General features: G+C 69.9%; 21 protein-coding genes and 2 pseudogenes. 11 read left to right on the forward strand and 12 right to left on the reverse strand.

Annotated elements, in window-relative coordinates:
- Positions 1 to 139: 139 nt before the first annotated feature.
- From ACQY0Z_RS06040 to ACQY0Z_RS06050, 3 genes are all read right to left on the reverse strand, one after another.
- Positions 140 to 1,285, reverse strand: a complete 1,146-nt coding sequence (locus ACQY0Z_RS06040) for a tyrosine-type recombinase/integrase (protein WP_037640757.1) — start codon at positions 1,283 to 1,285, stop codon at positions 140 to 142.
- Complete coding sequence (locus ACQY0Z_RS06045; protein WP_031043819.1) at positions 1,285 to 1,497, reverse strand: excisionase family DNA-binding protein; 213 nt, start codon at positions 1,495 to 1,497, stop codon at positions 1,285 to 1,287. Before ACQY0Z_RS06045 ends, ACQY0Z_RS06040 begins: the two co-directional genes overlap by 1 nt.
- Before the next feature lie 126 nt (positions 1,498 to 1,623).
- Positions 1,624 to 1,881, reverse strand: a complete 258-nt coding sequence (locus tag ACQY0Z_RS06050) for a helix-turn-helix domain-containing protein (protein WP_030401440.1) — start codon at positions 1,879 to 1,881, stop codon at positions 1,624 to 1,626.
- Between the two features lie 505 nt (positions 1,882 to 2,386).
- Here ACQY0Z_RS06050 and ACQY0Z_RS06055 point away from each other — a divergent pair.
- The 4 genes from ACQY0Z_RS06055 to ACQY0Z_RS06070 all read left to right on the forward strand — a co-directional run bounded on the left by ACQY0Z_RS06055 (position 2,387) and on the right by ACQY0Z_RS06070 (position 6,985).
- The gene (locus tag ACQY0Z_RS06055) at positions 2,387 to 3,343 is read left to right on the forward strand and encodes a hypothetical protein (RefSeq protein ID WP_037640754.1); all 957 of its coding nucleotides are present in this window, start codon (positions 2,387 to 2,389) and stop codon (positions 3,341 to 3,343) included.
- Complete coding sequence (locus ACQY0Z_RS06060; protein WP_030401442.1) at positions 3,340 to 4,032, forward strand: ATP-binding protein; 693 nt, start codon at positions 3,340 to 3,342, stop codon at positions 4,030 to 4,032. Before ACQY0Z_RS06055 ends, ACQY0Z_RS06060 begins: the two co-directional genes overlap by 4 nt.
- Positions 4,033 to 4,892: 860 nt before the next feature.
- On the forward strand, positions 4,893 to 5,246 hold the full coding sequence (locus ACQY0Z_RS06065; RefSeq protein WP_390366028.1) for a plasmid mobilization protein: 354 nt from the start codon (positions 4,893 to 4,895) through the stop codon (positions 5,244 to 5,246).
- Positions 5,243 to 6,985: a relaxase/mobilization nuclease domain-containing protein gene (locus ACQY0Z_RS06070; protein WP_054103069.1), complete on the forward strand. Its 1,743-nt coding sequence runs from the start codon at positions 5,243 to 5,245 to the stop codon at positions 6,983 to 6,985. The genes ACQY0Z_RS06065 and ACQY0Z_RS06070 overlap by 4 nt, the downstream gene beginning before the upstream one ends.
- Positions 6,986 to 6,999: 14 nt before the next feature.
- On the opposite strand, the gene ACQY0Z_RS06075 is transcribed toward ACQY0Z_RS06070, so the two are convergent.
- The 4 genes from ACQY0Z_RS06075 to ACQY0Z_RS06090 form a co-directional block, all read right to left on the reverse strand.
- Entirely contained in the window at positions 7,000 to 7,746 is a 747-nt protein-coding gene (locus ACQY0Z_RS06075; RefSeq protein ID WP_033276647.1) for a class I SAM-dependent methyltransferase, read from the reverse strand.
- The gene (locus ACQY0Z_RS06080) at positions 7,743 to 9,056 is read right to left on the reverse strand and encodes a hypothetical protein (RefSeq protein WP_203550459.1); all 1,314 of its coding nucleotides are present in this window, start codon (positions 9,054 to 9,056) and stop codon (positions 7,743 to 7,745) included. Before ACQY0Z_RS06080 ends, ACQY0Z_RS06075 begins: the two co-directional genes overlap by 4 nt.
- Before the next feature lie 783 nt (positions 9,057 to 9,839).
- Positions 9,840 to 9,989 carry a hypothetical protein gene (locus ACQY0Z_RS06085; protein ID WP_158002360.1) on the reverse strand — a complete coding sequence of 50 codons (150 nt, stop codon included), beginning with the start codon at positions 9,987 to 9,989 and terminating at the stop codon, positions 9,840 to 9,842.
- The gene (locus ACQY0Z_RS06090; protein WP_007453357.1) at positions 9,982 to 10,353 is read right to left on the reverse strand and encodes a hypothetical protein; all 372 of its coding nucleotides are present in this window, start codon (positions 10,351 to 10,353) and stop codon (positions 9,982 to 9,984) included. Before ACQY0Z_RS06090 ends, ACQY0Z_RS06085 begins: the two co-directional genes overlap by 8 nt.
- 166 nt (positions 10,354 to 10,519) lie before the next feature.
- On the opposite strand from ACQY0Z_RS06090, the gene ACQY0Z_RS06095 reads away from it, so the two are divergent.
- The 5 genes from ACQY0Z_RS06095 to ACQY0Z_RS06115 all read left to right on the forward strand — a co-directional run bounded on the left by ACQY0Z_RS06095 (position 10,520) and on the right by ACQY0Z_RS06115 (position 16,678).
- Positions 10,520 to 11,776, forward strand: a complete 1,257-nt coding sequence (locus ACQY0Z_RS06095) for a helix-turn-helix transcriptional regulator (RefSeq protein ID WP_007453339.1) — start codon at positions 10,520 to 10,522, stop codon at positions 11,774 to 11,776.
- A 14-nt stretch (positions 11,777 to 11,790) separates the two neighbouring features.
- Positions 11,791 to 12,156: a hypothetical protein gene (locus ACQY0Z_RS06100; protein WP_007453337.1), complete on the forward strand. Its 366-nt coding sequence runs from the start codon at positions 11,791 to 11,793 to the stop codon at positions 12,154 to 12,156.
- A gap of 738 nt (positions 12,157 to 12,894) precedes the next feature.
- Positions 12,895 to 14,622, forward strand: a complete 1,728-nt coding sequence (locus tag ACQY0Z_RS06105; RefSeq protein WP_439811931.1) for a SpoIIE family protein phosphatase — start codon at positions 12,895 to 12,897, stop codon at positions 14,620 to 14,622.
- A gap of 393 nt (positions 14,623 to 15,015) precedes the next feature.
- Positions 15,016 to 15,537: a DUF5994 family protein gene (locus ACQY0Z_RS06110; protein WP_037640747.1), complete on the forward strand. Its 522-nt coding sequence runs from the start codon at positions 15,016 to 15,018 to the stop codon at positions 15,535 to 15,537.
- Positions 15,538 to 15,637: 100 nt separating this feature from the next.
- The gene (locus ACQY0Z_RS06115; RefSeq protein WP_189897649.1) at positions 15,638 to 16,678 is read left to right on the forward strand and encodes a fatty acid desaturase family protein; all 1,041 of its coding nucleotides are present in this window, start codon (positions 15,638 to 15,640) and stop codon (positions 16,676 to 16,678) included.
- On the opposite strand, the gene ACQY0Z_RS06120 is transcribed toward ACQY0Z_RS06115, so the two are convergent.
- Complete coding sequence (locus ACQY0Z_RS06120; RefSeq protein WP_033276642.1) at positions 16,675 to 16,956, reverse strand: hypothetical protein; 282 nt, start codon at positions 16,954 to 16,956, stop codon at positions 16,675 to 16,677. The two genes, ACQY0Z_RS06115 and ACQY0Z_RS06120, sit on opposite strands and share 4 nt — an antisense overlap.
- 5 nt (positions 16,957 to 16,961) lie before the next feature.
- Positions 16,962 to 17,552, reverse strand: a complete 591-nt coding sequence (locus tag ACQY0Z_RS06125; RefSeq protein ID WP_033276641.1) for a DUF5994 family protein — start codon at positions 17,550 to 17,552, stop codon at positions 16,962 to 16,964.
- A gap of 315 nt (positions 17,553 to 17,867) precedes the next feature.
- Between ACQY0Z_RS06125 and ACQY0Z_RS06130 the strand changes: the two genes are divergently transcribed.
- Positions 17,868 to 18,263, forward strand: a complete 396-nt coding sequence (locus ACQY0Z_RS06130; protein WP_203550461.1) for a DUF5994 family protein — start codon at positions 17,868 to 17,870, stop codon at positions 18,261 to 18,263.
- Here the strand turns inward: ACQY0Z_RS06130 and ACQY0Z_RS06135 are convergent.
- Together ACQY0Z_RS06135 and ACQY0Z_RS06140 are read right to left on the reverse strand one after the other, a co-directional pair.
- Positions 18,231 to 18,764, reverse strand: coding sequence for a DUF5994 family protein (locus tag ACQY0Z_RS06135; protein ID WP_007453348.1), 534 nt, complete (start codon positions 18,762 to 18,764; stop codon positions 18,231 to 18,233). The genes ACQY0Z_RS06130 and ACQY0Z_RS06135 overlap by 33 nt on opposite strands.
- Before the next feature lie 310 nt (positions 18,765 to 19,074).
- Positions 19,075 to 19,437: pseudogene (locus ACQY0Z_RS06140) on the reverse strand (pyridine nucleotide-disulfide oxidoreductase); the annotation flags it as partial.
- Between the two features lie 803 nt (positions 19,438 to 20,240).
- On the opposite strand from ACQY0Z_RS06140, the gene ACQY0Z_RS06145 reads away from it, so the two are divergent.
- The gene (locus tag ACQY0Z_RS06145; protein WP_189897650.1) at positions 20,241 to 20,552 is read left to right on the forward strand and encodes a hypothetical protein; all 312 of its coding nucleotides are present in this window, start codon (positions 20,241 to 20,243) and stop codon (positions 20,550 to 20,552) included.
- A 47-nt stretch (positions 20,553 to 20,599) separates the two neighbouring features.
- Here the strand turns inward: ACQY0Z_RS06145 and ACQY0Z_RS06150 are convergent.
- A pseudogene (locus ACQY0Z_RS06150) lies at positions 20,600 to 21,047 on the reverse strand (tyrosine-type recombinase/integrase); the annotation flags it as partial.
- Positions 21,048 to 21,107 lie beyond the last annotated feature (60 nt).

Here is a 21,107-nt window from a genome sequence, read left to right on the forward strand (position 1 = left end):
CAGGGAGAAGCTGATCTCAGTTGCTGCCATCCCTCAAGGGGGCACGAGGGGCGCACGGTGCTGCGGAGACCGTCGCCTGCCTCCAGAGTCCGGCCGATGGAACCGTCCCGCCGGACTCGTAGCCCCGATACCGGTCCGCCTAATTGGCTTCCGACCGATCGGCACCCGCCTCACGCAAGCGCTCGCGCACTTCAGTGTCGATCCCCTGGGCCAGCCTCCGCTGATGCTTGACCGTCGAGTGCTGGTAGATGAGCTGGGCGCGCTCCGAGGACTGGCCGGCGCGCACCATGAGGTCCTTCAGCTTGGCGCCGGTGTCGGCGGCGAGGGTGTTACCGGTGTGCCGGAGGTCGTAGAAGCGGAAGTTGTCGGGCAGCCCCACCTTCGTCCTGGCCTTGCGCCACTTCCGTCCGAACGTCGAGCGGCGGAATGGAGCGCCCTTCTCCCCGACGAAGAGGAGACCATCCGGCTCCTTCTCGGCGAACCACTGCACGTGGCGTCGCAGCTCGGGCAGGAGGAAGTCGGGCAAGTAAACGGTGCGCTTGCCCGCTCGGGACTTGGGATCGCCGGTGACCCTCCTGCCGTTGGTCAGCTCCGGTGACGCATGCGTGATCCGCAGGGAGCATTCGTCGAGATCGACACTGCGGCGGCGCAGTTCAGCCAGCTCCTCGGGGCGAAGCGAGGCGAAGGCACCGAGCAGGACCATCAGGCGCCAGCGCGGACCCATGGCGTCGGCGAGGTCGAAGACCTGCTCCACGGTGGCGGTCGGCCGCTCGTCGGCTTCCTCCCGACCGGCGCCCTTGATCCGGCACGGGTTGGTCCGCAGGAGGTCGTCATCGACCGCGGTCTGCAGGATGGCCTTCAGCAGCCGGTACGACTTGGCGACCGTCGTGGCACCCGTTGCCTTGAGCCGCTCGGCTCGCCAGGTGCGGACGGAAGGCGGTGTGATCTCGTCCAGGTCCTTGCTGCCGAAGACCGGCAGGAGGTGCAGGCGTAGCAGGCCGTCGTAGCGGTCGACCGTGGTCGGGGCCAGACCGCGCTCCTCCATCCAGCGAAGGGCGTACTTCTCGAAGTTGATCGCGCCGGCGTCCGGGTCACGCCAGTGGTCACGCTCGATGTCGGCGCGGACCAGGTTCAGCCAGTCCTGCGCGTCGGTCTTCGTGTCGAAGGTCTCGGGGGCCTTGTGGCGCTGCCCGTCCGGGCCCAGGTAGCGGGCCTGCCATCGACCGGACGGGAGCTTGCGTACGGTACCGAACTCCCGACGACGCTGGAGCTTGCGTGTCGGCATCAGGCGGCCCGCCCGTACCGAGTGCGGGTGCGCCGGGTCGGCTCGACCGTGCGCGCCTCGATGTACTCGGTGACGGCACTCTCGGGGACGCGCACGGGACGTCCGAGCTTGACGTAGCGAATGCGGCGCTCGGCGATCAGACGGCGAACGAAGCGTTCGCCGGTACCGAGCTGTTCGGCGGCTTCGGCCACCGTCAGGAGGCGGTCAGTCATGGGCGACCGCCCCCTTTCGGCTGTGCTGCTGAGTGCAACGGGCCGGGGCTATTGCGAGTCGGTGCAACGGTGAGACTTCCTTACCGAGGTCGAAACTGGAGCGGGCACGGCGGACCGGTGGTGGCTTCAACAGGTCGCGGAGTCCTGGAGCAGGGCGCGGGCCGGGACGCGAAGTGCCTGCGCGAGGGTGAGCAGGTCGTCGACGTCGCAGCGGCGCTGAGCGCGTTCGATGCGGGACAGCATCGTGTTGGACATTGGCCGGCCAAGGGCGGTGACGCGAGCGGCCAGCTCTCGCTGGGAGAGGCCGCGCTCGGTGCGGAGAATTTCGATCGTGCGGGCGGCCCTTATCCCGGCTGCGCCGATTTCCAGTGAACGTGCTGCCATGACTCCAATTCTCGGCTGTGTTCGCCGGTTTGGTTAACCGGCGATCGTCGGCTATGTTGCGCCGCCGTGCGTTTGGCAGGCGGGTGGCCATTTCGTCGATGGGTTCCCTGTGACGGCGGCCCGAGCAGTGCTCGACAGCGTCTCTGACGTGGGGTGTTGTGTTGTAGCTTCGCCACTCACCGGACGTCAACGCCTTGCCGGTGTGATCCTTCTGGCTTGACGCCCAGAACAACTATTTGGTCAACCGCCGATCGTGACCTACCGTTTTCACGCCGCCCTCGCCGCCCCGATTCCCGACGGCCTTTCTGCCGACAGAGATTCGACAGGTCAGGGCTGGACTTGTGCCGCTCGGGTGTGGCTATGTTGACGACACCCCCGGAAAGCGCGACCGGCTCTCAGCCAGCCTCGCGTCCACGGCCGGCCAACTCCCCCGCCTTTGCCGTCACGACCGACGGTGAGCCATGGGTGCCCGCCCATCGGCCACCGAGTGAGGAACACTCCGCTCTTGGCACGGATCCGCACCATCAAGCCCGAAGCCTTCGTCTCCGAATCCCTCGCCGTCGTCACCCTGACCGCCGAGCGCACCTTCTTCGGCCTGCTCACTCAGGCCGACGACCAAGGCCGCTATCGCGACCACGCGGCGATCATCGCCGGTCAGCTGTGGGTTCTGCGTCCGGAGCACACTCCCGCCGAGGTCGAGAAGGATCTCGCCCAGCTGGCCGACGCCGGCCTGGTCTGCCGGTACAAGGGCCCGGACGACAAGCGCTACCTGCACATCGTCACGTGGCACAAGCACCAGAAGATCAACCGGGCCAGCAAGAGCCGCATCCCGGCCTGCCCTCGCCACAACGATCCGAACGGTGCCCCGGGCGGCACCAAGACTGTCGAGGCCGTGGCACCCGCGCCGTCCGTAACGCACGGAGCCGTCGCGGACCATGCGCCGAACCCTCACGGAGGTGACAGTGAAGGGGCACGGAACCCACACGATCCCTCGAACCAAACGGAAACCACCAACAAAACCGCAGGTCAGGAGGCAGTCAGTGAGCCCTCACCTGAACCTCATGGACTCGTGCTTGAGGCCGCGGTGACACCTCACGGTCCGGATCTAGGACCTAGGATCATGGATCTAGGATCTACCCCTTCGGGGGGCGCAAGCGCCCCCGCGGCCAGCACCGTCTCGGCCAAGCAGCTCATCGCCGAATACAGCGCGGCATGCGCCCACCGCCCGCCCCAGGACGTCCTGGGCCATCTCGGCCGAGAGGTGCGCAAGCTGCTCGCCGAAGGCATCGCTCCCGACCACATCAGGGCAGGGCTCGTCCTCCACAGGACCAAGGGCAAGCACCCCAGCATCCTGCCGAGCCTGGTGCACGAGGCCATGAACGCCGCCCTCGCCCAGCCCGTCATCCACAGGCCGTGGACAAACCCCGCCGACGCCGAAGCCGCCTACGGAGAACAGCTCTGACCTCCACCCTCACCCGCGAACCCCAGCCCGTCGGCCTGCTCGCCGACCGTCTGAACGGCATACTGGCGGGCCGCGGCATCGACCCCGGCGCCGTAGCCACGGAGCCGCCCGCCGAACCCGTCACCGCCTTGGAGCTGGCCGACGCCCGCATCCCGGCCCGCTACCGCCGCGCCCTCGCCGACCACCCTCAGATCATCACCTGGGCCGACCACATCGCCCATGCCGGACGCCCCGGCCCCAGTGGGCCCGGCATCGCCGAGGGTCCCTCCCTGCTGATCGCCGGCCCCACCGGCACGGGCAAGACGCATCAGGCGTACGGCGCCGTCCGGGCACTCCTCACCCGCGGGGTCCGCCTGCGCTGGGAAGCCGTCACCACCGCCGACCTGTACGCCCGCCTGCGTCCCCGTGCCGGCCACGACGCCGAACGCGACCTGCAGACCCTGGCCCGCAGCCCACTGCTGCTCCTGGACGACCTCGGTGCGGCCAAGACCAGCGAGTGGACCGAGGAGCTGACCTACCGGCTCATCAACCACCGGTACGAGCACATGCTCCCCACCCTCATCACGACCAACCTCCCCACCGCCGAGCTGCGCACCACCCTCGGTGACCGCGTCGCTTCCCGCCTCGCGGAGATGACCGACCGCGTCATCCTCAAGGGCCCTGACAGACGACGTCACCGCTCCCCCTGACGATGGAGGAAGAAGACCGGACGACGGAAGGGCAGTCTGCGAGCGCGCGTCCTTTCACCAGGAGGACCGGCCGCGTGCCGCGTCGAGGACCGAGCGAGGGTGTCGGGGACCGGTCCTCAATGGCCGGGGACCGGATGGCACATGCGAGGACCGAGCATCCCGGTCCCGGGACCGTGGCCGCCCGAGGTGGGGACCGGTCCTCACCAGACATCGGGGACCGGTCCCGTACGTCTCGGGGACCGGTCCCCGACGGTCCCGTCGGACACGAAAACGGTCTCCTGGCAAAGCAGCAGGTCACAGCCCCCAGGTGGGCGGAAACAACGGTCCTGCACCGCGAATGACAGTCAATCGTGAGGGAGGACCGAGCCCTGCCAGGTCTCGGTCCTGCCGAGGACCGAAGACCCGCACAACGCGGCCCGCGGTCCCCAAGCGTGATGCGCAGAGGAAGAGAGGACCGGTCCCCGCGGACCGCTCCAACCTGGAGCCCACCCCACACGGTCCCGTAACGAGCCCGCCCGGTGCCAGCCGCGCACGGCCGCCGCTACGGGTTCTCACCGTGGAACACCCACCCAGAAAAGCGACCCATGCACCAACCACATCAGCACACTCCTGACGACGTGCGTCAGGGGGCCACCATCTCAGCCTCCGACGGAGCAAGTTGGTGCAAGAGCATTGCTCCCGACGGGAGCAATGCTCTTGCGTCTCCCGCCCCGAGAGCGGCGGGCCCGGAAGCGACCGAGGACGGATCGCAAACCGGCGGGGAAGAGCTACACGCGAACCACAGCATCGACTGCGCGCGCACCTCTCCGTCGCAGCCCCGCATACAGCAGCGCGAACGCCTGCGCGACGAGAACAAGCGCCTGCACCAGCCCAGCTGCCGCATGAACGACGCCGAGTACCAACTGCTCGCCCGAGCAGCCGCCACGTGCCACATGAGCATCGCCGGCTTCCTCGCCCGCTCCGCTCTCGACGCCGCCCACGACCTCGGCCGTACCGCCGCGGACATCGCAGGCGAGCGAGAGATGCTGCACGAGCTGTTCGCGCTGCGGCGCCACCTCGGGCAACTCGGCAACAACCTCAACCAGGTCGCCAAGGCGCTGAACTCCGGCGCCGACGCATCGCAGGCAGAGGCGGTCCTCGCCGCCGTCCAGCGCGCCGCCAGGCGCGTCGACGCCTTCACCCAGCACCACTTGGACAACAGGACAGCCGGGTGATCCCCCGCGTCCACGCAAGAGGCACGCGCACCATCGGCCTGCTCCACTACTTGTACGGGCCCGGCACGCACGAAGAGCACACAGACTCGCACCTGGTGGCCGCCTGGGACAGCCTCGCCCCTGATCCCGGGCGCGACTCCGATGCCACGTACGGCGATCTCCAGCGGCTGCTCGACCAGCCGGTCAACGCCCTGCCGAAGAACCGCCGGCCCGCCGAGCACGTATGGCATCTGTCGGTACGCGCCGCTCCTGAGGACCCGGTCCTGTCGGACGAGCAGTGGGGCGAGATTGCGCGCCGAATGGTCGCCGCCACCGGCATCGCTCCCGACGGTGACGACGCCGCCTGCCGCTGGGCAGCGATTCGGCACGCCGACGACCACATTCACATCATCGCCACCGTCGTACGAGAGGACGGCCGCCAAGCCCGTATCCGCCAGGACGGTAAGCGTTCCCAAGCGGAAGCCCGCGTGATCGAGATCGACTACGGGTTGCGCCGCCTCGCCACCGGCGATGGCACCGCAGCCCGTCGTCCGACCAGCGCCGAACGGCACAAGGCCCAGCGGGAAGGCCGGGAGCGCACAGCGCGGGAGGAACTTCGTGAGTCCGTGCGCCGGGCAGTGGCCGGTGCTGCCTCGACGGACGAGTTTTTCGACCGCCTGGCCGCCGCCGGTCTGCTGATCCGCAAGCGTCTCGCGCCCTCCGGCGATCTCCTCGGGTACAAGGTCGCCCTCCCTGATGACCGGAACAAGGACGGCGAGCCGGTCTTCTACTCAGGCTCCAAGCTGGCGCCCGACCTGTCCCTGCCCCGTGTCCGCGAACGCTGGAGCCGGCCCTCGGAGACGCCCACCGCCATCGACGGTTCATGGCCGGATCAGCCTGCACTGCCGCCCGTGACAGGCCCCGCGTTCGCGCGGCGGCGGGCCGCGGCTGCCACGTGGCAGGCCCTGCTGGTGATCGACCACGGCGACGACGGCACCGCAGCAGCCCAGATCGCCGCGACCGGAGAGGTCCTGGACGCGCTGGCCAAGACCTCCGCCGCCCACACCCGGGCCGAACTGCGCGAGGCAGCCTCCGCGTTCGAGCGCGCGAGCCGCTCCCACGTGAAGGCGGTACGCGGGCACGACCGGGGCCTGCGACAAGCCGCCCGTGATCTCGTCCACAGCGGGCCGGTCCTGGGCCGGGGCGAAGACGGCGCCTGCACGGCCATGCTCATCGACATGGCCGTCTTCGTCGTGACCGCCGCGGCAAAGTGGCACGCCAGGAAGCATCACACCCAGCAGGCCACAGCAGCCCAGCAAGCCGCCGAGCACCTCCGCGCCGCCTACCAGGCCGCCTCAGTCCAGCCCATGACCGCACTGAGCCAGCGAGGCCGGCGGCTGACTCAACGTGTTCGGCAACAGCAGGCGAACCTGCTCCACCAAGTGCTGCCGGAGCTGGCCGACCAGATCCAAGCCGAGTCCGGTTGGCCCGCCTTGGCCGCCACACTGGACGACGCCCGGAGGGCCGGCCATGACCCGGCCGCCCTGCTGACCGAAGCCACGGCACGGCGCGAACTACGCTCCGCCGGATCCATGAGCGACGTCCTCGTCTGGCGCCTGCGCCGCAGCGCTCACCTGCCCGCACTACCCGACGACCGCAACGCCACGGCCCTCCGAGCCAACCGGCACACCTCGCACTCGGCGCCCACCACGCAGTCGGTGCCCGGCCCGACAGGGAATGATCCCCGCCGTGGGCGCTGACGACCGCGTCCTGATCACCTGTACCGGGCCACGGTGTACGCGGTAGGCCCGTGCAAGGTGCCTGCTCCGATCCCGTCGGTGATCTGGAGGACGTCGAAGCCGGCGAGCGTCGCGTACAGCTCCAGCTCACGCGGCCCGAGAACACGCCGACGGATCACGTCCCGTGTTTCTTCACCAGAGTTGAACACCCACTGCCGACGCATGGTGTTCATCTGGGTCCGCAGGTCCCACTCATAGCTGATGGTCACGTGGGCCGTGCCCGATCCGGTCTCGACCTCTGCTTCCTGCGGCTCATCACGCTCGATCGGCGCTACGGAACAGCAGAGTACAAGGAGCGTCCCGGGACGGGCGTGCGCTGCGAAGGTCCGGAAGACCGCCTGGATGTCCTGGTTGTCGTGCACGTAGGAGAGGGAGTTTCCCAGGCAGGTCAGCACGTCAGCGGTATGGTCGAGTCGGATGGTGCGCATGTCGCCGAGGCGGATGTCGAGGCCGGGCCGTGTGCGGCGGGCGTAGTCGACCAGGCCGGGCTGGAACTCGACACCGATGCAGTCGAAGTGGCGGGCCAGCAGCTCCAGGTCTCTCCCGGTTCCGCAGCCCAGATCCAGCAGAGTGCGGGCGTCCGGGCGGTGCCGATGGACGAGCGCCCGACAGCTGCTCGCGCTGGTGCTGTCAGACTGCACTCTGTCGTACAGGGCGGGGTCTCGGTAGAAGAGGTTGGAGGCTGCCAGGTGTCTGGATTCGGCGATGTCCAGGCCGCTCATGCGAGGCTCCGCAGTCCGACTTCCAGGGCGAGTGTGTCGCACAGCAGGTCGGGCACCGCGGGAGTCCGCTCGGCGTGGTCGCGGGCCCGGCTGAGGGCGTCGGCATCAACGTAGCCGAGATCGATCAGCAGGGAATCGGTCAGCATCTCGTCCAGGAGAGGGAGCCCGTAGGTGCGCAGTCCCGACTCCATGACCGCGAGGAAGTTCTCCGGCTCGGTCGGAGCCGCGACGGACTCGGGCAGACCCGTCCGCCGAAGTCGGTCGCGGAACATCCTCTTGTCGCGTTTGTACTCGTACGGCAGCTGTTCCATGAAGCGGATCATCCGGGGGTGGACGAGCGGGGCCACCGGCCAGATACCGAGTCTCACGTACGCCGGATTGTGCAGGCCGAATGCCATGAGCGTCGGCACAGGCAGGACCGGGATGGGAGCGAGGTTCTCGTTCACCTGGGCCAGCGCCGCGGTGGCCTTGTCGCCGAGCCATGGCACCGGCTCCATCGGCGGGAGTCCGGCTTCCGTACGCGAGTGGTGGGCGTTGACCTCGTCCCCGCCGCCACCTGTGAAGATCAGCTCGCAGCCGTGTGCGGCCACGTGCCCGCGCACGACGTCGAACGCTTCCTGGTAGAAGGCGCCTGCCGGATCGTGCGGCCGTCTGCGTTCCCTCACGCCACCAGGCACGAAGGGCGGGTGCTGCATCGCCGGCACGGCGGTGTCCCGCAACCCCAGGTGATCCACCAGTGAGCGGCGCCGGTCTCGCTGGAGCTGGCCGATCCGGCCGCCCATGAGCAGCCCCATGGTGTGCACGGAGCCGAATCCGGCCGCGACGGCGGACAGTGCCACGTTGGCCGAGTCCGCTCCGCCTGACACCTCGACGCCGACGCGGCCGGCCGTCGATCGCCACTCGGCCACGGCCTCGGTGAGCAGTGCGTCGAACACGGTCACGGGGTCCACTCCGCTACGGAGGCTGCGGGGTTCCAGGACGTGTTGGGCGGGCTCGGGGTAGAGGATGGAGAGCCCTGCCGGCGTGAAGACCGCGGTAGCGCGTTCGGTGAGTCGGTACACGCCGTCGAAGAGGGTGTCGGTGCTGTAGCGGTGTTGGCGGCTCAAGGTGCGGGCGACCGCTCGTGGATTGAGCTGGTCAGGTCGCAGGTGCGGCCGGAGGTCGACGATGTCCCAGGACCCGAAGATCTCGTCGCCGACAGCTGTGAGGTACAGCGGGACGGTACCCAGCATTCCCGCCGAGACCTGGATCTCGTCGGGCCGGACGAGCAGCGACGTGTAGTCGGCTTCACCGTCTCTGTCTTCCCGCACCAGCACACAGACGCTCGATCCGTCGCCCGGTATGAGGTCCGCGACCAGGACGGTTGCGTGAGCGGGTCGGATCCAGCTCTCCCCCTTGACCCAGCGGTCTGTGTCCCATCGCCAGCCGGCGTCCCGGGTGTCTGCCAGTCGCACACGAAACGAGAGCACTCCGCTCCCCTCCTCTACGGAGCGGCGGAGCAGGACGCCAGGCCCTGCTCCGCCGCGTTCACCGGCCGGTCAGCTGCAGTGGTCGCCGTTGTCGCCGCCGCCGGGCATCTTGTCGAGCAGCGCCGCGTCCATGCTGGGGACGCCGGTGACCAGGTCTCCCGTGAAGAGTTCGTCGATGATCATGGCTGTTCCTTCCTCCTGCGGAGTGGGTGGACGGGCCCCGCGAGCTGCGGAGCCCGGACCCGTCCCTGCCGCCGGCGTTCACGGCGAACTGGACGGGAGCTCGTTGGGTGGGGGCCCGCTCTGGCCGAGGGGAGAGAGCGGCTGAGCCCTTCCCCGGTGGGGACCGGGTCTTCCCGAGGGCTCGCTCGGCCAGAGCGGGAGTCGGTAGGTCCGGAGCGGACCGGTGGTCTCTCTCAGTCGGGGGCGAGGTGCCACAGAGCCCAGGCGACCGGGGTAGTAGAGACGATGATCAGGGCCGACGGCAGCCACTGCCGCCAGCCATAGGGGCGACCTCGCCTGCTGCGCCGCCGGCTCACCATCCCCGGGACACCGCCACCACGATCGATCCCCCGAGCACCATGACGCACGCGATGTACATGACCTGAGCCGTGACCTGGCCTTTCACCGCGCGCCCTGGTCCTTGCCACACTGTTGCCCCACGGTCGGCGCGAGGCCAGGTCGGCCGACGAAGACGCGTCGTGCTCGTTCCTGGTCGGGCAGGGTGGCGCCGATCCGGCACACCGGCGGCTCGGCCGGGGTTTGGTCAGCCATCGTTCTGGTCCTTCTTCCGGGTCGCGCGGTAGACGTCGGCGAAGCGTCTGGTCAGCGCGCCGACGTCGCGCATGTACTGGTAGGCGATGAAGTGGGGGGACTGCTCCGTCGGCCGACGCGTCAGGTCGAGGACCCGGTAGCCCTCCCGGAACAGCGCCTGGACGGCCGGGTCCTCGTCAAAGCCGAGTTCCTCGGCCATCAGCACTCTCAGGTGGCTGACCAGGTCTCGGGTCGTGGCGTCGATCACCGGGCGCTCGGGCATCGACAGCCGGATGGCCAGCGCTGTCTCCACGGCCTCGTCGACCGCCTCCAGGACAATCGACGCTCCAGCCACCTCGGACGACGTGACGCTTCCTGCTGCCATGTCCGCACCCCTTCTCCGGCCTCCACCGTTGTCGTTTCTGACAACGTCCAGAAAAGCGGCTCGCGTTGGCGCAGACCACGGCATCCACGGGCCAGTCCTGGGACACTTCTGGGACAGCCCGGTGCCGTCGGGTTAGACGCGGGTTGATGCGTGGAAAGGGGGCGGCATGGGGCTTGCGGAGAGGCGCAGGGCGCTGGGCTACAGTCAGGAAGAGCTCGCGCACGCCCTCGGCGTGGACCGACGAACCGTCGGCCGCTGGGAAGGCCGCACCACCACGCCGCAGCCGCCGCTGAGACCACGGCTGGCCGAGCTGCTCCACCTCGACCTTGACGAACTCGACGCGTTGGTGGGACAGCCACAAGCAGTCCGACCGGAGTCGGCAGGGCCGCCGCCTCGCGACCACCATGGCTCAGGGGACCTCGACGACATGATCCGACGCCAGTTCCTGCGCGCCATCACCGTCACCAGTGCCCTGGTGGCCCTGCCCCCCGATGAGGGCGCAGCCCTCGCGGAGGGCGCGCTGCGCGGGATGTCCGATGACTTCCTGCGCATGAACGGACACCTGTGGCAGGTCTACCAACTCGCCCGCGCCAAGCGTTCCGTCTACCCGGTCGTCCGCGACCAGCTCACCGCCCTGAACGAGACCCTCGGCGGACGGCCCGAGGTCGAAGCACAGGCCCTGTGCGGCGCGGCCGGTGACCTCTTCCAGCTCGCCGGAGAACTGGCCTTCGACGGCAACCGCTACACCGACGCCGCCGCCTCCTACACGCTCGCCGCCTCTGCCAGCCAGGAGGCGAAGTCCTACGACCTGTGGGCGTGTGCCCTCGTCCGCCACGCCTACGTCGATCTGTACGAACGCCGGTACGCCGACGCGGTCGGCGCGCTGTCGGCCGCAGAGAAGGTGGCAAGGCGCGGGGACGGTTCCCTGTCCACCCGCTACTGGGTCGCTGCCGTCCAGGCCGAGGCGTACGCCGGCCTCGGCGACCTCTCCGCCTGCGAACGCGCCTTGGACGAGGCGGAGAAGGTGACCGGCCTGAGCGGGGCGGCCCACAACGGTGGCTGGCTGCGTTTCGACGGCTCCCGCCTCGCAGAAGAGCGTGGCGCGCGCTACCTCCAGCTCGGTCGCCTCGACCTCGCCGAGAAGGCACTCAGCAGCGCGCTCAGCCAGGACATCCTCGCTTCCGGCCAGTCCTTCCGCCGACGCGGTGCGGTCCTGACCGACCTCGCGGCCGTCGGCGCCCGGCGCCAGGACCCCGACCAAGTAATCGCCTACGGCGGGGAGGCGCTGCGACTCGCCCGCACGACCTCCTCGGGTTACGTCGCCCGTAAGCTTCTGGGGTTACGAACCGACCTCGGCCCGCTCACCCGCGACGCTCGTGTGGCGGAGCTGGGCGCCGAGATCGACGCACTGTGCACGACGTGACGAGAGGGGAAGGCATGTCGCAGTCCGAGGGCGCCCGACTGTTCCGCGAGGCTTGGATCACCGGAGTGCGCAAGCACTTCCCCGGCGAGCCCAAGCCCGGTTACGTCACCCCCTGGGAAGAGACACCCGAGTGGGAGCGCCAGGCCGCCGGCGCCGTCCACGACCAGGTGCGCCAGTTCCTCGACCTCAGCGACCGCCACGCCTCCCGCCTCACCCGCGAGCAGAAGAGCCGCTTTGTCGCCACCTGCTGGACCGCGCAGATGTACAAGCACTTCGAGAACCCGAAGCCGGGCTATGTCGCCGACTGGGCTGCCCTGCCCGACTGGCAGAAGGAGACCGACGCGGACATCTTCGAGGCGATCGAGGACGCTCTGAAGTAGTCGCACGGGACTGCCATTCAAGTCGGCCTGCGCAACCGCCGGGCTTCCTACGGCGTCGATCGGCCCTCCCTTCGCGGCTCGTTTCCGACCGCCGCGTCACGGTTCAGCTCCTGTGGGACCGGCGCGGCGAGGGGGCCGGACAGCGGGCGGATCCTGCTGAGCATGCGCGCGGCTCCGAACTGTTCTGCGGGGTTTCTGGTTGTCCCTTTTCGGGACGGGCGTCATGTCCCGACTCGGGACAAACCTCTTGTCCCGACTCGGGACGGGCTTCCTCCCCCACGACCGCCGAGGCTTTGACTGTCACCATCGTGGCCAGCCCGTCAGCCGCTGCAACACCGTCGTAGCCGTAAACAGTGTGCTCGCCGTCCTGACGGTCGGCGACGACGCCTTCATCGAGCAGCATCCCGGGGATCCCGCCACCTGCTGGCCTCGCCGTCCTCGTCACGGTCCTGGCCGCGTCCGTGGTCCTGAGCATCCGACGCCCGTGCCCGGGCGGAGCTGCGCTCCTCGCGGACCGGGGCGAGGACGGCGCTGAGTACGGCTCGCCGGAGACGAGCCGACCAACCGCCCGGGAGACACTGCGTCTGGACAGACAGCGGGATGACGACTGCCCCTGGTCCGGACATACCTGGCTGGCCCGTGGGCCGTGCCCGCGCGGTGTGCGCCGACTGCCCCGGTGCCGTGCGAGCAGGGCCGCGTCGGAGCACCATCGACGGGAAGGCAGCCACTGGAGGGTCCGTGCGCGATGCGGTGGGTGGTGACGTGGGGCCGTGGCCGGCGGACGAACCGGGTTTCTGGCGGCAGGTCGTCGAGCGGCTGGGCACGGCGGTGCTGGTGCTGGACACAGCCGGACGGGTGATCGCCGCGAACCCGGCGGCCGAGCGGCTGCTGGGCCGCACCGCCGCCGCGATGCGGGGCGCCGACGCACACGATCTGCTGCACCGGGACGCGGACGGCAACAAGGTGCCGCGAGACCGGTGCCCACTGCTCCACGCGCTGGCCGAGGGGCAGGGGGCGCGAGGGGAGGGCGGCACGTATCTGCGCGGTGACGGTCGTCTGCTGGCTGTCTCCTGGTCCGCGTCCCCCTTGACGGAGGACGGCTCCGTGCAAGGCATGGCATTGCTGTTCACGGACGCCACGGGGGACCGCCGCGTCCATCGGGAGCGAACGGCGCGCACGCGCGCCTTGGAGGACCTCAACGAGCGGCTGTCCCTGGTCGCGGAGATCACGGACGTCCTGGGGCAGACTCTGGAGACCGACGAGGCGCTGGCCCGCCTGGTGCGGCTGCTCGTGCCCCGTCTGGCCGACTGGGCCGCGGTGGACCTGCGGACCGGTTCCGGCGAGGTCCACCGGGTGACGGTGACCGGTCCGGAGGGACGGGACGCCGGATTCCAGGGCCGGAGCGTACTCGGCGCGGAGGGAGCCGGTGAGGGGGAGGACTCGCCGCTGGGCCGTGCGCTGACCGGGGGCGAATCCGTGCTCCAGGACCGGGTGGCTGCCGTCACCCCGGCCGCCGCACATCCGCCTCTGGTGGCTCTCCACAGTGGCTTCCTGGCCGCGGTGGGTGCGCGCTCCGCCATCACGGTGCCGCTCGGCGCCCGGGACCGGATCACCGGGGCGCTGACGGTGGTGCGCACCGACCCGGCGCATCCCTTCGACGAGGACGACCTGGCGGCAGTGAGTGACGTCGGCCGCCGGGTCGGCGTGGTCATCGACAACACCCGCCGCTACGGCCGTCAGCGCGCCGTCGCCGAGGCGATGCAGCGCAACCTGCTCGCCCCGCTGCCGCAGCACGGCCATCTCCGGCTGGCCGCCCGCTACCAGCCCGCACCTGCGGGCTCGCAGGTCGGTGGGGACTGGTACGACGCCTTCATCCTGAAGGACGGCGCGCTCGCCCTGGTCATCGGTGACGTCGTGGGCCACGACCTGACCGCGGCGGCCGGTATGGCCCAACTGCACGGCATTCTGCGTTCGCTGGCCTGGGACCACACGGGACCGCCCGGCGCCGTCGTCGACCGCCTCGACGCCGCCATGCCGGTCATCACCACCGTCCCGCTGGCCACCCTGATCCTCGCCCGCGTCGAGGGCGACCCGGACACGGGACCGTGGACGCTCCGCTGGACCAGCGCGGGGCACCCGCCCCCGCTGCTCCTCTCCCCGGACGGCACCGCATGCTTTCTTGAAGCCGGCCAGGGGCTGCTCCTCGGCACCGGATCCGTCGGCGACGCGGACCGACCGGACGCCACGCATCCCCTGAAGCCCGGCTCCACCCTGCTGCTGTACACGGACGGGCTCGTCGAGACACCGGGCAGCGACCTCGACACGGGCCTGGACCGGCTGCTCCGGCACGCCCTCACTCTCGTCCACGAACCGCTGGACAGGCTGTGCGGAAAGGTCCTCGCCCACCTGCCGCCCGGCAGCACCGACGACGTGGCTCTGCTCGCCCTGCGTGTACCGCCGCCATGAGACGTGGTGGCCGTCGGACCGGGCCGGTGCCGCGGAGGCGCCCACCATCTGCCACGCCACTGATGACCTGCTGTCACGCCGCCTTTACGCGCCGAGGAGTAGTCTGAGGAGACCGAGGGCATCAGGCACGCCGGTGGCGGACCGGCTCCACCCCGGTATCCACCGGCGTTCGTCACGCGGAAGGGTCTCCCCCTTCACCCCGCATACGCCCGCCGACTCCCTTCCCGCGAACTCGCGGCGGTCGTCGGCGTTTTTTTCCGGCAAGAGCGGCCAGGCACGACCTCCAGCACCCGGATCCACCGGCCACGTCCGGCGCTGCCCGACAGCCCGCGGACCGTCGGCCGCCGTGCCCTGCCGAACCGGCCGGCAACCACCTCGTCAGAAAGAACCCACGTGATCACCACAGTCCCCACCGCACCGTCCACCCCGCCTCCGCCCCCGCCCCTGCCCCTCGTCCGCCTGCGTCTCGCGCCACACGGCGCGCTGCCGCGCCGGATCGACGGGGTGTGGTGGCCGTACTCCCGCGATCTTCTGACACAGCTCCCGAAGATGCTCGCCGCGCTGCCGAGAGCGTGGGGCGACATCACCGGCGTCACCGTGGACGCCGCGGCCTGGTCGGCGGCACCGGGGCGCATGTTCGTCGCCAACCAGGTCGTCCGCCTGCACAAGGCCCCCGCCTCTCCGCACGCTCCGGACCGGGTCGTCCTGCTCTCCCCCGGGCTCGGCCGTTGGGATCTGCAGGTGATCCCGCCGGACGCGACGGAGGAAGCAGCCGCTCTCCTCACGGCCGCCGCCCTGGACGACCGGCGGCCCGGCGCCGACGGAGAAGCCCGGCCCCCGACCCCGACGGCGGCGGCAGGTCCCCACGGCCGTGTGGGGCCCACCGGGCGGGGCACCCGGGCCCCTCGGTGGTAGGAGCCGCCGCGGGCACGTCCATGTACGCACCCGCTCCCCGCGCCCAACTCGCCCTGGGGCCGCCCCGAGTCATCCGCCCGCTTCTGAGAGAGACGTCCTCATGACCATGGCCACCACCACCGCCACGCGCTCCGACACTCCCGGCAGCGACTTCGCCCGGCTGTCGAAGAAGATCGCGGACGCCGGACTGCTGGGGCGCCGCCCCGGCTACTACACGTTACGCATCACCGCCGTGACCGGGCTCTACGCCGCCGGATGGGCCGCGTTCATCCTCGTCGGCGCCTCCTGCTGGACACTGGCGATCGCCGCGTTCCTGGCCGTGATGTACGGGCAAGTCGCCCTGGTCGCCCATGACATGGCCCACCGGCAGGTGTTCCGCCGCCGCCGGGCCAGCGAGTTGTCCGGACGGATCGCCGGCGCGTCGATCGGCATGAGCTACGGCTGGTGGCAGGACAAGCACACCCGTCACCACGCCAACCCCAACACCGAGAACCTCGACCCCGACATCGGACCCGACCTGCTCGTCTGGTCCCCGGACCAGGCCCGCGCCGCCACCGGACTGCCCCGCCTGCTCGGCCGCTGGCAGGCGTTCCTCTTCTTTCCCCTGCTCACGCTGGAGGGCTTCAACCTGCACGTGGCGAGCTGCAGGGCCATGGCCAACCGCCGGCTCAAACGCCGGGCGGTCGACGGCGCTCTGCTCCTGGGGCACTGCGCCGTCTACCTGGCCGCCCTGTTCTGGGTCCTGCCGCCCGGGATGGCGATCGCCTTCCTCGCCGTCCACCAGTGCCTGTTCGGCGTCTACCTCGGTTCGGCCTTCGCACCCAACCACAAGGGGATGCCGATCCTGACGGCCGACGACCGCCCCGACTTCCTCCGCCGCCAGGTGCTGACCTCACGCAACGTCAACGGCGGCCGGTTCACCGACCTGGCGCTCGGCGGCCTGAACCACCAGATCGAGCACCACCTGTTCCCGAGCATGCCCAGCCCCAACCTGCGCAAGGCCCGCGCCATCGTCCGGCGGTACTGCCGGGACCTGGGCGTCGACTACGCGGAAACGGGCCTGGTCGCCTCCTACCGGTTGGCACTCACCAGCCTCCACGACGCCGGCGCCCCGCTCCGACGGACCCGCGTCCCCACCTAGCGGGGCGAGACGCCGCCGTGGGTACGGCGGCGTCCAGGACGCAGCCGTCCGCGTCCGCCGTACCAGGAGCCCCGGCGCTCGCCGCCGTCGTTGGCAACCGGGGACCGTCGGCGTACCGCCGGCCCTTCGTCGGTCTTCCGGTCTGGTGCGACGACACCGCTGCGGCCGTAGTGGAAGGCGGCGCTTCTGTCCCCGTGCTGAGAGTTCAGCCGGTGGATGAGGAACGCGCCTGCCGCGATCACCGCCAGCAGCACGAACACCGTCACCAGGATGTCCATGGCCCTCACACCCTTTCCGGCCGGTCCTCCGGTGTGGCGACGGCGACTCGAAGCCATGGAGAAGTGACGGAAGCACCGGCTCCATGTCCTCCTTCGGACTCCCACACCGCTTCCCTGGTGCGGTCGGCCTCGGCGGTCACCGTCAGACGCGCGGCATCCGCCAGCAGGCTGCTCGCGGTCGCTATCCGGCGCGGGTCGCTCGCAGCGGCCATCAGCCAGGCGGCCGCGGCCGGAGGCGTCTGCGGGGGAACGACCAGCAGGTTCCAGCGGCCCACGTGGTAGGAGAGCAGCAGCAACTCGTGCTCGTCCTGCTCGAAGCGGAACCAGCCCACCTTCACCACGTGCCCGGCGACAGGCACCTTGCGCGGGACGACCGGCCACTGGGCGGGGTTCACCGTGACCCGGGTGACCCGCCCCCACAGCGGATCGAGAACGGACGCCAGGGCAGGCAGTTCGGCGGCGAGATCACGCGAGCGTGGCCACCAGGCGCCGTCCAGCAGAAGCGGTGCCGAACCGGCGGGAGCGAGCGAGAGGCGTACGGGGGACATGGGACGCCGGTCTTCGGACGTCGTCGGAGGGGAGACGGTCGCAGTCATGACGCGAACCCTGCCCCGGGCGGGCCTGAGCCGACCCGGCGTATTCGATCACCGAAAACGGCACAGACGCGAAATGTCCGTGCGCGGAGTGTTCCCGGTACCTCCAGCCTACTCTTCGCGGCGCCCGAGCAGGCCGTACGCCGGGAGCAGCCCACCCGATGAGGCCGAAGCCTCTCGTCGGGGCTCGTCGAGGAGTAGCCTGAGGACTTCGAGGGCTTTCGTGCACCGGCGCCGCCGGTCCCGTCCTCGGTCACCCAACCACCGGGCGCTCCGTCAGCCAGCGCAGGCCCGCAGTCAGGCTTCTTCCTCATGATCATGAACTCCACTCAGCTGCGTCCGCACGCGGCACCGTTCCGCTCACGTGCCGCGCGCCTCGTCCTCGGATCCGCCAGCCGTTTCGGCCGTCCGGACGGCGCTTGGTGGCCACGGACCCGCGACCTGGCACGAGAACTCGGCGAACTGGCCGACGTGATCGATCCGCTGTGGGGCCGGCTCACCCACGTGGCCGTCAATCCCCGCCACTGGCAGCCTCTCCCGCACGGCCTGGTCGTCGTCAACGGCTACGAGGTGGCGGTCGACCGATTCACCGAGGTGCTCAACCCGCACAGGATCCTGCTGCAGTCCTACACCGCGGGCCGCTGGGATCTCCTCGTGGTGCCGCCCCCGACGAGCGCGTCGTCAGCAGCCCGGCTCATGGCGGCCGTGGCGTAGCGCAGCGGCGCGTGCATGCCCCGGACCCACACGCTCCGTGCCGGTGTCGATGAGGATCTGTTCCGCCGACGTCTGACTGCCGGCGCGCACGGCCGCGGCCATGGCCGCGCGGGCCGCGTCGGCCGCGGTGTGCGGCGGAACCACCAGCAGCGAAAAGAGATCATTGCTGCCCCGGGTGATGAGAACGGTGTCGTCTCCGACCGGGAAGGAGTCGATGCGGACGACACGACCGTCGATCGTCAGCCGCGTCGGCAGCTCGTCCCAGGCGTCGGTGTCCAGACCGACACGTGTGATCGGCCCGAGGTACTCGGACAGCGCGGAGACGAGGCCGGGCAGTTCACCGGCGATGTCGCGGGAGCGGGGCCACCACGCCCCGTCGAGCGCACCCTTCCGGTCATGCGTCGTCTCAAGCCGCACCACCGCGGTTCCAGGTCGCGAAACCGCCTGATGCACAGCGTCGGGCAGGAGCCTGCTCACCCGCGGGGGGTCGGGGTCGGACATCGCACTCGCCTGCCTACCGGGGACGGCAAACCGAAAGCCTCCTGGTTTCACGGTACTCCTCGGCCGACGACGGCCGGGATTCCACGATCACCGGGGCACTCACCGTCACCGCCGCATACGCGTAGAAGAACAAGGTCGAGCTGTGCTTCCTCCCCCACCCACCACCACCGCAGCCGCCCCGCGACAAACCCAGGCACTGCACCGCTACCTGCGTCGGCGCAATACCAACGCCCGCCACCACGACGTACTCCCCCCACCGCAAGGAACGCGCTGACCAACCGCGGACCGCAGCCCCGCGCCGAAGGCGGCAACCGCGCGTGCCGCGCAGACCCAGGGGTGGCAAGTGCGAGAGGGCAGGCCGGTAACCGGTGCACCAAATTACGGCGTCGGCGGGCGCGCGCGTGCCGTCGGCCCAGGCGACGCCGTCACGGTCGATGCGGGCGAACATGGGCGACGCTTTGAGCCGCCCGGCCTCCCGGGCCTCGCGCACCGGCGGTACGGCGACGATGTCCCCCAGCGAGGCGACGCCTCCCGTGTCGGTGCGGCCCTCGCCGAGGGCACGGCGTCGGGCGGTGGCCGCGTCGAACAGGGCGCGGCCGTCGATGTCGTCGGCAAGGTACCGGGGCGGACGCTGGGTCACCCAGGTCAGTTCGGTGTCGTGGGCGAGGTCGGAGCGCGATCTTCGTCGTCGACCGTCACACCGGTACCGTCCACCACGCGAAGACGGGGCCGCTCAGACCGACCATGGCATCACGCTGATCGTCTACCTGAGCCTACGCAAGCGCCTCGGAGCCTCTGCGACGCCGGAACACCGATAGCGGGCAGCGCAGCATCCACCCCCTCGGCCCGCCTTGCTGCCGATACTCGACAAAAACCTCGGTCCACGCACACACCAAGTCACCGATGTCCAGCAACAGCCCCCGGACCTGCCGGAGCAGAACGCGCAGGACCACAACACCCGCGACGCTTCCGAGCCCCATCCCGATCCACCACATCGGCCGCCTCCTCGCCCAGAACCCCAGGCTGCCTGCGGCGAAGATCGAAGTCTGTACCCAAAGAGACGCTTTTTGTGATCTTGGCATCCTCGGTTAGGAGTGTGCACACGCAAGTCACCGTGGCAGCAGTGCTCCCCCGCCAGGCATTCCTCATCGCCAAGTGCCCAGCGGCCCTCCGCGAAGCAGCGCCGACCAGCCTCGTGCCCACAGCGTGCCCATACGACCGGACAACAACGGTAAACAGCGGCGCGGAACAGGTAGCCGAAAGCCCGCTCCAGAATACGTAGCCGCAGGTGAGAGGTGGTCTCACCCGTGAAGCGCCCTCGCTTCCCAAGCTGAGAGCGCGAGTTCGATTCTCGTCACCCGCTCCATGAAGAAGGCCCAGGTCAGAGACCTGGGCCGTTTTGCTGTCCGCTGTGATCACTCGCCGCGGGCCAGATGCGTGCCAGAACACTGATTGCCTGGATCGCTGGGGGAGGACATGAGCAAGCAGATCGCCGGATGGATCATGGATCGCAACCTGCGTGCCTTCGTGGAGCTGCTGTCCCGCTACGTCGGCTATGCATTCGACGACACCGACTGGGACACCATCGAAACCTGTGTCCGGGACACCGACGACGAGAAGTCCGACGGCTGGTACTCGTATCCGCTCGCCGGCATGAGCGCCACCCTGGAAGTCAGCTTCGCCCGCTCTGTCGGCAGCGAGGTGATGTCCGTCAGTGTCACAGGGATCGAGACGCCTGAACTCCACCTTCGAACCGACACTCTGCTATCCGCATTCGCTAGCATCTGACTACCCTCTTGTCTCCCCAGGCACCCAAAGCCCTGCCCCCTGGCGAGTCAGCGCTCTGGCGTGTCCGGCACGGCCGCAGCTTCCCGCGCAGCCTGACGTGCCTTGCGGACAGTCGCGTCGAGTCCCGCAGCGATTTCCTGCTGTCGCTCGTCGTCGGAGTGTTGGTAGATCAGCGCCGCCTTCTCCGAGGACTGCCCGGCACGGACCATCGTGTCTTTGAGGGTGGCACCGGAGCGCGTGGAAAGCGCGTGCCCGGTGTGGCGGAGGTCGTAGAACCGGAAGCCCACGGGCATCCCGACGACCTCTCGCGCCCGCCGCCACTTCCGCCCGAAGGTGGACGCGAAGTTTGTCGAGGTCGACGTCCCGGCGCCGGAGGCCGGCCAACTCCTCCGGTCGCATCGGACCATACGCGCCGAGGTAGACCATGAGCCGCCACCGCATGCCTACCGCTTCAGCGAGGGCATCCACCTGGGCGACGGTCGCGATACGCCGCTCCTGTCTGACACCATCGGCTGACACCAACAGCCACGAAGATCGGCGGTCAGTGCTGAACCC

This window comes from Streptomyces sp. P9-2 (genome assembly GCF_051903975.1).
Lineage (GTDB): Bacteria > Actinomycetota > Actinomycetes > Streptomycetales > Streptomycetaceae > Streptomyces > Streptomyces cellulosae.